Annotated in this window: 12 protein-coding genes; all 12 read left to right on the top strand. The window is 64.1% G+C overall.

Annotated elements, in window-relative coordinates:
* Positions 1-33 precede the first annotated feature (33 nt).
* The 12 genes from ABI_RS04385 (at position 34) to ABI_RS04330 (ending at position 8,029) form a co-directional block, all read left to right on the top strand.
* The gene (locus ABI_RS04385; protein ID WP_006271634.1) at positions 34-981 is read left to right on the top strand and encodes a hypothetical protein; all 948 of its coding nucleotides are present in this window, start codon (positions 34-36) and stop codon (positions 979-981) included.
* Positions 978-1,724, top strand: coding sequence for an MT-A70 family methyltransferase (locus ABI_RS04380; protein ID WP_006271633.1), 747 nt, complete (start codon positions 978-980; stop codon positions 1,722-1,724). The genes ABI_RS04385 and ABI_RS04380 overlap by 4 nt, the downstream gene beginning before the upstream one ends.
* Positions 1,721-2,008 carry a hypothetical protein gene (locus ABI_RS04375; protein ID WP_006271632.1) on the top strand — a complete coding sequence of 96 codons (288 nt, stop codon included), beginning with the start codon at positions 1,721-1,723 and terminating at the stop codon, positions 2,006-2,008. Before ABI_RS04380 ends, ABI_RS04375 begins: the two co-directional genes overlap by 4 nt.
* A complete protein-coding gene (locus tag ABI_RS04370) occupies positions 2,005-2,196 on the top strand; it encodes a hypothetical protein (protein ID WP_006271631.1) in 192 nt (63 codons plus the stop codon). Before ABI_RS04375 ends, ABI_RS04370 begins: the two co-directional genes overlap by 4 nt.
* Entirely contained in the window at positions 2,189-2,659 is a 471-nt protein-coding gene (locus ABI_RS04365) for a hypothetical protein (protein ID WP_040308572.1), read from the top strand. The genes ABI_RS04370 and ABI_RS04365 overlap by 8 nt, the downstream gene beginning before the upstream one ends.
* Complete coding sequence (locus ABI_RS04360) at positions 2,656-3,006, top strand: hypothetical protein (protein WP_006271629.1); 351 nt, start codon at positions 2,656-2,658, stop codon at positions 3,004-3,006. Before ABI_RS04365 ends, ABI_RS04360 begins: the two co-directional genes overlap by 4 nt.
* Positions 3,007-3,070: 64 nt before the next feature.
* Positions 3,071-5,059: a transposase domain-containing protein gene (locus ABI_RS04355; RefSeq protein ID WP_050808190.1), complete on the top strand. Its 1,989-nt coding sequence runs from the start codon at positions 3,071-3,073 to the stop codon at positions 5,057-5,059.
* A gap of 75 nt (positions 5,060-5,134) precedes the next feature.
* A complete protein-coding gene (locus ABI_RS04350; RefSeq protein WP_006271627.1) occupies positions 5,135-6,100 on the top strand; it encodes an AAA family ATPase in 966 nt (321 codons plus the stop codon).
* Positions 6,097-6,513, top strand: a complete 417-nt coding sequence (locus tag ABI_RS04345) for a hypothetical protein (protein WP_006271626.1) — start codon at positions 6,097-6,099, stop codon at positions 6,511-6,513. Before ABI_RS04350 ends, ABI_RS04345 begins: the two co-directional genes overlap by 4 nt.
* A gap of 3 nt (positions 6,514-6,516) precedes the next feature.
* A complete protein-coding gene (locus ABI_RS04340; RefSeq protein ID WP_006271625.1) occupies positions 6,517-7,218 on the top strand; it encodes a DUF3164 family protein in 702 nt (233 codons plus the stop codon).
* Between the two features lie 11 nt (positions 7,219-7,229).
* Entirely contained in the window at positions 7,230-7,505 is a 276-nt protein-coding gene (locus ABI_RS04335) for a hypothetical protein (protein ID WP_006271624.1), read from the top strand.
* Between the two features lie 107 nt (positions 7,506-7,612).
* Positions 7,613-8,029 carry a helix-turn-helix domain-containing protein gene (locus ABI_RS04330; protein WP_006271623.1) on the top strand — a complete coding sequence of 139 codons (417 nt, stop codon included), beginning with the start codon at positions 7,613-7,615 and terminating at the stop codon, positions 8,027-8,029.
* The last annotated feature ends 12 nt before the right edge of the window (positions 8,030-8,041 follow it).

Below are 8,041 nucleotides of genomic sequence, written 5' to 3'. Positions count from 1 at the left end.
ATTGCATGGGGCGGAGAAGGAAGGCGGTGCGGAATGACCCGCCGAGCCAACAAGGAAGCCCGAGTCCTGGTCGCCGAAATGGCCAGCGCCATCAAGGATGCCATGGTGGACGCCATCCTGGAAGTCCGCGCGCTCGATGTTGAGCTCGATGACCTGGTCGACGACAGTGTCAACGGTCTGACGGCCGAGGTTGAGTTGCTGCAAGGGCAACTGGACACCGCGAAGGTCGAAGCCGAGGGGCTGCAAAACGACCTCGACGAAGCCCAGGCGCGGATTGGCGAGCTGGAAAAGGAGCTTGACCAGGTCGCGGCCGATCGTCGGGATATCAAGGGCCGGCTGGAGATCGTCGCCAAAGAGCGCGACGAATGGCAAAGCCTGGCTGAGCGCTACAAGTTCGACCTCGGCGGTAAGGTGTCGGAACTAGAGACGCTGCAGGCCCGGTTCGATAATCTGAACCTCGAAAAGAAGCGCCTTCAGGCCGACTTCGATCGCAAGGTCAAGGAATGCGATGCCAACCTCCCGGCCGGCAACGCCAATCGGGCCGCCATCGCCGATCTCCAGGGCAAGCTGAACGCCCTGGACGTGCAGTACCAGAAGGCTGTCGCGGACTATCAGGCCATCGCCGCCAAGGCCGAGCCGTCGGAAGAAGTCGACGCGCTGAACGGCGAGGTTGCCTCGCTCAAGAAGAAGCTGGCCGGAGCGCTCCAGCAGCTGACGGCGCAGACCGCCGCCAAGACGGTCATGACGGGCGCCTTCCAGGATCAGCTTACGGTCAACGAACGCATTACGACGCTGCCGGCCGACACGGCGAGGTCCTGGGTGATGACCGAAGCCGCCGAGACCATCATGCTGCTGGCTGCCAAGGGACTCAACGATCAGCAGATCGCCGCCCGGTTCAATGTCGGGCGGCCGATGAACCAACAAATCAACGGACCCGCGGTCACATTGATCCGGGCCCTGGTCGAAAGGCTGGCGGCATGAGGGGTTTTCACTTCGCACCGCTGACGCCGCTCAAGTATGGCGCCATCCTGGCCGATCCGCCCTGGTCGTACGACATGCGCACCGAGGACGGCTACGAAAAGAGCCCGGAAAAGCACTATCCGACCATGTCGGAGGCCGAGCTTAAGCGGCTCCAGGTGCGTCTACTGGCTGCGCCAGACTGCCTGCTGTGGATGTGGACCACCTTCCCGCATCTGCCGCAGGCGCTGCGCGTCATGGAGTCCTGGGGTTTCAGCTACAAGACCGGCGGATCGTGGACCAAGATCGCCGGCAACGGCAAGATTTGCATGGGCACGGGGTTCATTCACCGCGGGGCCGCCGAGCTTTGGCTGATCGGGACGCTGGGGCGTCCGGCGATCGGGTCGCGGTCGATCCGCAATGCCATCATCGCGCGCCGCCGCGAGCACAGCCGCAAGCCGGCCGTCGCCCGCGATATGCTCCAGGCGCTGCGGCCCGACTGTTACCGCGCCGAGATCTTCGCACGCGAGCCCTGGGAGGCCGGCGAGGTCTGGGGCTGGGAAACGGACAAGTTTGGTAAGGAAGAGACCCCTCCCACCGCTCCGCGGTCCCCCCTCCCCGTGAAGAAGAACGGGGCGGGAGAAGAAACAGTGCGGCCATCGCATAAGGCGTGGGATGGCGCTGAGTTAGACTTCGCCAGCTTTGAGGGCGAGCCGCCTGTGAAAACCTACCGGTTTGACTGCGCCGGAAAGCTGGTGGAGTCGTGAGCTACTGGCGCGCCGCATGTGAGAGCCTGATCGCCGAACTGGTCAAGGACCTGCCGGATGACGCCACCATGGCCGACCGCAAGGCGGCGCTGAAGGGCAAGGGCTGGCCGGCACATCAGAACACGTCGTGGGGCCGCAAGATGTGGGGCCGGTGCTGCAAAGAGTACCTGGCCAAGTTCGGCCCGGTCAAAAAGGTCACGGCTTTCCACCGCTATTCGCCGATCACCGGCCAGTACGAAATGGTCGACCTCAACGCGTTGCGGCGCGAAGGCGGTGCGGCATGACGATGACGGCGGAACAACGCCAATTCCGGGTCGTGATCCGGCGCCAGGCCCGCAGTGCCGCCAAGGCCGTTGGTTTGTCCCACAGCGCGCCGGCGACCGCCTTTGCCATGGACCTAATCACGCTGAACTGGGACATGGATTCGGTGCATCGCGCGCTGGTCCGTCGCTATGGAGGCCCGAATGCGTAAGCGGCGGCCTTCGTTCGATGCGACACAATTGAAGCTGGGCCTGGGGATTCCCGCCCCGGCGCTGCGCGATGGCGCCCTGGCCGAGATCGAGCGGCGGGTGGCGTCGGCGGTGTCACTGGCCATGCAGTCCGACCCGCGCACGCGGCTGGAACTGGCCGCCGATGTCAGCGCTCTGCTGGGAGAAGACGGCGACAAGGCCATCAGCGTGGCGATGCTCAATGCCTATGCCAGCGAGGCCCGGACCACCCACAATATCAGCTTCGGCCGCGCACTGGCGCTATTCGCCGCGACCCAGCGCTTCGACATCCTGAACGCCCTGATCAATGAGATCGGTGTCCAGATCGTTACCGCCGAGCAGCTTCTGACGCTGGAGCTGGGCGACGCCCAGCTGAAGCTCTCACGCCTTACCAAGCGGGCCAGATTCCTGGCCCAGATCGCCCCCGAAATCGGAGAGAGGTCATGACCGACGTCATCATTTTCCGCAAACGCGTCAATCAGGCCCTGAAGATCGACATGTCGATCGAGGTCGAACCGACCGGGGCGCTGCACGCCCTGGAGCTGGACGCGCCGTGTCTGGGCCAGGCCGGCCCGATCGGGGAAGCCGCGCGGGACGAGGTGGCGAAGGGGCTGGACCGCATCCTTATGTCCCTGCGGACCTTCATGATCGCCGGATACCTGGTCCGCGACGTGGTCGATAACTTCAACGCCGATCAGCGGCCATTCGTCCAGGCGATCGCCGACGCCCAGGATTATGTCCTGGCGCGCGACACCACCCTCATGGCGTGCCTGAACGCCGGAAAGGCCGCCTGAATCCATGTCGACGGGCGTCACTGCGTGCAAAGATTTATGGTTAGCGCCAGCTGAACTGGCCGCCATGGACCTGCCCGGGTTGAGCAACAAGCGCAACCGGGTGGTCGAGATGGCCGCGTCGTGGGCCGGACGTTACCGTGCCAACGGCTCGCCGGCCTGGCGCAAGCGCTCTGGACGCGGTGGCGGGTTCGAATATCACCATTCCGTCCTGCCGAGTGTAACGGTGCAGGCGCTGATCGCTCGCGGCCTCCTAAATGCGGATTTAGAGGCCCCTAAAACGCCCCTTAGGGCCGCCCCGGAAGCCGCGAATGACGCAAATGCCTGGGGGTGGTTCGATAAACAGCCCGACCACGTCAAGGCTGAAGCCCAGGCGCGGCTAAAGGCCGTACAGGCGGTCGATACCCAGCACCGAGCAGGCCTGTCGAAGTCGGCCGCCGTCGCCCTGGTGGCGCATCTGCATGAGGTTTCGACATCCTCCCTATGGGGCTGGCTCAAACTGGTCGAAAGCGTGGGCCCGGCCGACTGGCTGCCGGCACTGGCATCGCGGCGCAAGGCCGGCGGCGTCCGCAGCGAGGTCGATCCCAGGATTTTGAAGTTTTTCAAGTCGTTCAAGCTGCGCCCCGGACGCCAGGGCTTTGAGCACTGCCGCCGTGAGACGGTGGAATATGCCAAGTCGATCGGCCTGACCGAGGCCGACGTGCCCTGCACGAAAAAGCTTACTCGGGAACTGCGCCGCACCACGTCCAAGCGCGTGATCATCGCCAAGACCAAGGGGCTGGCTGAGGTGGTCAAGACCATTCCGCCGCAGATCCGGACGCGCGAACATCTGCACGCCATGGAGGCCGTCAATATCGACGGCCACAAGTGGGATGTCTTCGTACGGGTGCCGAACCAGGACAAGCCGGTCCGGGTCATCAGCGTCATGATTCAGGATCTGTATTCTAACAAGATCCTGGCGTGGCGTACCGGCCTGGTCGAATCCGCCGTCCTGACGCGGCTGGCCATCCTGGACATGTGCCGCAACCACGGAATCCCGCAGCATTTCACGCTCGACAACGGCCGGGCCTTCGCCAGCAAGTGGATCACTGGCGGCGCCAAGACGCGCTTCCGCTTCAAGGTGAAGGAAGAGGAGCCGCTGGGCATCCTGCCGGCCCTGGGGATCAAGGAACACTGGGCGACGCCGCACCATGGCCAGGCCAAGCCGATCGAGCGCATGTTCGGGCCGCTGGAAGAAATCGTCAGCAGCAAGCCGCAATGCCAGGGCGCCTGGACGGGCAATAAACCGAATGCCAAGCCGGAAGACTACGCCACCAAGGCAGTCGATATCGAGGTCTTTGAAGCCATCCTGGCCGAGGCCGTAGCCCGCTATAACGCCCAGACGGGCCGCACTGGCGCCAATGCCAAGGGCCGCAGCTACGACCAGACCTTTGCCGACTCTCTCGCCGCCGGCGCCGCCGTCGGGCGCGCCTCGGCCGAGCAGCTGCGGATGTGCCTGCTGACGGCCGAAAACGTCAAGGCGAACAAGGATCATGGCGGCGTCCAGCTTTATGGCAACCATTACCACCACGACGTCCTGCATGAATATGCCGGCCAGATGCTGACCGTCCGGTTCGACCCGGACAACTTGCATCAGCCGGTCGAGGTCTACGACCTGAAGGGCCGTCACCTGGCCACGGCCGAGGTGCGGGCGGCGGTTGGGTTCTATGATGCCCAGGGCGCCCAGGACCGGGCAAAGATGAACGCCAACCTGAAGAAGGCGACGCGCGAGGCGATCAAGATTCAGGAGCTGCTCAGCGCCGCCGATATGGCCGCCGCCATGCCGATCGAGATCCCGGAGATGCCGGCGACGGAACCGACCGTCATCCGCCCGGTGCGGAATCGCGGTTCGGCCGCCGCACGCCTGGCGCCGGTACCGGCGCCCGACGCCATCTCCTACCGCGACCGGTTTACGGCGCTGGCCGAGCAGATCGAGACGGTCGAACCGTGGCGGAAATTTCAAGTTTTTGACGGCGGGCTCACCCCGTCGTCCGGGTCAGAAGGCCCCAAAAAGTAAGGCGCAGAGGGCTGCAACCCTCCGCGCCTTTGGCTCAACGCCGGGCAAAACCGGCTAACGACAAGAGACAATACCATGACTGACGACAAAATCAAATTCACCCATGACATGCTGGAGGCCCTTCGGGCTAAGCTCCAGACCTACAAGCGCGACAACAACGAGACCTGGAAGGTTATCGCCGGCAAGATCGGCACGGCCGAGAGCACGCTCTCCGCCTTCGTGGCCGGCAAGTATGCCGGCGACAACCAGAAGCTGGCCGAAGAAGTGGCCAAGTGGTTCGTGACGGCCGAAACCCAGCGCGAACTGTTCGAAAACCAGATGTGGAAGCCGTCCTTCCAGCCGACCGCGACGGCCAAGAGCTGCCAGGGCCTCTATGCCTATGCCAAGCTCGGCTACATGGTGGTCATCATGGGGCACCCAGGCCTGGGGAAGACAGAATCGATCGTCGATTTCCAGCGCAAGAACAGCAATGTCTACGTGCTGACTGGCGCGCCGGAACTGTCGACCACCAACTCCTTCCTGCTGATGTTGCTTGAAGCGATGCACCTGTCGGTTCCCGGTCGCACGGGTTTCGCCCTATCGCAGAAGATCCGCCGTGTGCTGAAGGAGCGCGACACGCCCCTGATCATCATCGACGAAGCCCAGCACCTGGGCGAACGCGTCCTGGAAGTCATCCGCAGCATTCACGATGAAACCAAGTGCGGCGTGGCCTTTGTCGGCAATATGGAGGTCACCAAGTCGATCGACGGCGACAAGACCGCGCGCTTTGCCCAGCGCTCCAGCCGGATCGCCAAGCGCGAAATCTTCCGCAGCCCGGTTGGCTATGACATCAAAATGATGCTCGAGGCCTGGGAGGTCACGGACAGCATCGAGATCGCCTTCCTGACATCGATCGCCATGCGGCCCGGTGGCGGGGCACTGCGGCAGATGAGCCGCGTCCTGGAGCTGGCCACCTGGATGGCGCGCGGCGAAAAGGCCAAGCGCGACCTGCGTTACATCAAGGAAGCGGCCGACGATCTGCAACGAGGAGCGGCGGCATGAGCAAGGTTCGCCATACCAAGCTGGTCGACTCCCTGATCGGATGGATGACGATGACGATGGCGGCCGCAGAACGCGGCGAGCCGGTCGTTCTCGGCGTGACCCTGATCAAGACCTGGCGTGACGCCATGCTCACCCTTCGCGAGGACACCCAACGCCGCGAGATGGAGATCATCACCGCGGAATCGCGCCTCGAGGACGGCACCGCCGAGCAGAGGATCGACGCCATCTACGCCGCGCACACGGCCAAGCTGGGCGTCCAGGCGCTGCAGCGGATCGCCGAACGCGTCGGCGGCGGCGTCAACGAACGCGACTTCGTTGCCGTGATCGATGCCCTGGAGACGTTGGCCATGGGCATCGCGCGCCCAGTTGCCACCACCAACCCCAAGCCCACAAACCCCAAGCAAGGAGCCTGAACCATGGCTGATGACTGCACCAAGAAAGGCGTGCTTGAGCTCGCCCAAGAACAATACGAAGCCGAAGTGGCCGGGGGTATCCCGGCTATCGGCAAGGTGATCGACGGCGTCGAACACCTGATGGACAACAAGGGCCGGTGGACGCCAGTCGTTCAATTCAAGCCGGCGGATCTGCTGATGGACCAGACGGTCCGCAAGATGCTGGGATTTGCCGAACCTCTGGCCGCCCAGGTGGCGCGATTCCGCCAGCACAGCTTCGACGACGTCGACTCGCTGCTGGTCCTGTTGGCCGAGCAGTACGGCGCCAAGGCGGGCGGGCAGAAGGGCAACATCACCCTGACCACGGTGGACGGCCTTATGCAGGTCAAGGTCCAGGTGGCCGATAACATCGCGTTCGGGCCCGAGCTGCAGGTTGCTAAGAGCCTGGTCGACGAATGCCTTAAGGACTGGACCGACGGTGCCCGGGCTGAGCTTCGGACCCTCGTCGATCGGGCGTTTCAGGTCGACAAAGAGGGCAAGATCAACCGCGGTGAGTTGCTGGGTCTGCGCCGGTTGAACATCGAGGATGAGCGCTGGGTCCGCGCCATGCAGGCCGTCGCCGATTCCATTCGCGTGATCGGCTCCAAGCGTTACGTCCGCTGCTACCGCCGCGACACGCAGGACGGCGACTGGAAGCCGATCGTCATCGACGTGGCGGCGAGCTGAGGGGACCTGACATGGCAAAACTGATCATCTTGGACTCCGACCGCTGCCGCGACCTGGTCACGGCCGCGGCGCTCAACAAGCAGCTGCCGGAGGTGTTGTCGCCCTTCGAAGACAAGCTGCTGTGGGACCTCACCCAGCGCGCCCTGGGCGGCGTGGACGCAGCCACCGAAGAGGAGTGGCGGGCGTTTGAACTGGCCCTGGAGGGGCTGCGCAAGGCCCTCAACGGCTCCGAATGCGTAGCCACCCAGGCTGGGCTGGTCGTCACACCGGCCAAGGTGGTGGCGTAACAGGCCGAAACACGGGGTCCGCCCCGTGTCTGACCCGTGATGCGGGCACTGACGAGGCCACTTTGTCAGCTCTTCAACACTCCCCAGCTTTCCCCAGGAGATACCCAATGTTCGATACCCAACCCGAAACCACGACAGAGACCGGCCCCAACAAGGTCGACCTGCATGTCGGCGCCCGCGTGCGTTTGCGCCGCAAGCTGCTCGGTCTCAGCCAGGACGGCCTGGCTGCACGGATCGACCTGACGTTTCAGCAGGTCCAGAAGTATGAACGCGGCAGCAACCGGATCAGCGCGTCCAAGCTGTACGAGATCGCCCAGGCGCTCCAGTGCAAGGTCGAGCACTTCTTTGAGGGCCTGGAGACGGTCGAGACCGAAGCACCGGTCCAGGTCGAACAGGACGTCAACAGCTTCCTGTGCACGCCGGAGGGCATCGAACTGGCAGGCGGGTTCCCGAAGATCCGCAGTGCCAAGCTTCGCCGCCGGGTTCTGGAGCTGGTCAACACGCTGGCGGAAGGCGGAAACTAACTCAGGCCGAAA

This window comes from Asticcacaulis biprosthecium C19 (assembly GCF_000204015.1).
GTDB lineage: Bacteria > Pseudomonadota > Alphaproteobacteria > Caulobacterales > Caulobacteraceae > Asticcacaulis > Asticcacaulis biprosthecius.
Note: the sequence above shows the minus strand (reverse complement) of the source record. Positions and strands in the feature narration are given on the sequence as shown.

What these genes read in the sequence shown, in the direction of transcription:
- ABI_RS04385 (WP_006271634.1), top strand. Translation starts at nt 34, where the DNA reads ATGACCCGCCGAGCCAACAAGGAAGCCCGAGTCCTGGTCGCCGAAATG.
- ABI_RS04380 (WP_006271633.1), top strand. Translation starts at nt 978, where the DNA reads ATGAGGGGTTTTCACTTCGCACCGCTGACGCCGCTCAAGTATGGCGCC.
- ABI_RS04370 (WP_006271631.1), top strand. Translation starts at nt 2,005, where the DNA reads ATGACGATGACGGCGGAACAACGCCAATTCCGGGTCGTGATCCGGCGC.
- ABI_RS04365 (WP_040308572.1), top strand. Translation starts at nt 2,189, where the DNA reads ATGCGTAAGCGGCGGCCTTCGTTCGATGCGACACAATTGAAGCTGGGC.
- ABI_RS04360 (WP_006271629.1), top strand. Translation starts at nt 2,656, where the DNA reads ATGACCGACGTCATCATTTTCCGCAAACGCGTCAATCAGGCCCTGAAG.
- ABI_RS04355 (WP_050808190.1), top strand. Translation starts at nt 3,071, where the DNA reads ATGGACCTGCCCGGGTTGAGCAACAAGCGCAACCGGGTGGTCGAGATG.
- ABI_RS04350 (WP_006271627.1), top strand. Translation starts at nt 5,135, where the DNA reads ATGACTGACGACAAAATCAAATTCACCCATGACATGCTGGAGGCCCTT.
- ABI_RS04345 (WP_006271626.1), top strand. Translation starts at nt 6,097, where the DNA reads ATGAGCAAGGTTCGCCATACCAAGCTGGTCGACTCCCTGATCGGATGG.
- ABI_RS04340 (WP_006271625.1), top strand. Translation starts at nt 6,517, where the DNA reads ATGGCTGATGACTGCACCAAGAAAGGCGTGCTTGAGCTCGCCCAAGAA.
- ABI_RS04335 (WP_006271624.1), top strand. Translation starts at nt 7,230, where the DNA reads ATGGCAAAACTGATCATCTTGGACTCCGACCGCTGCCGCGACCTGGTC.
- ABI_RS04330 (WP_006271623.1), top strand. Translation starts at nt 7,613, where the DNA reads ATGTTCGATACCCAACCCGAAACCACGACAGAGACCGGCCCCAACAAG.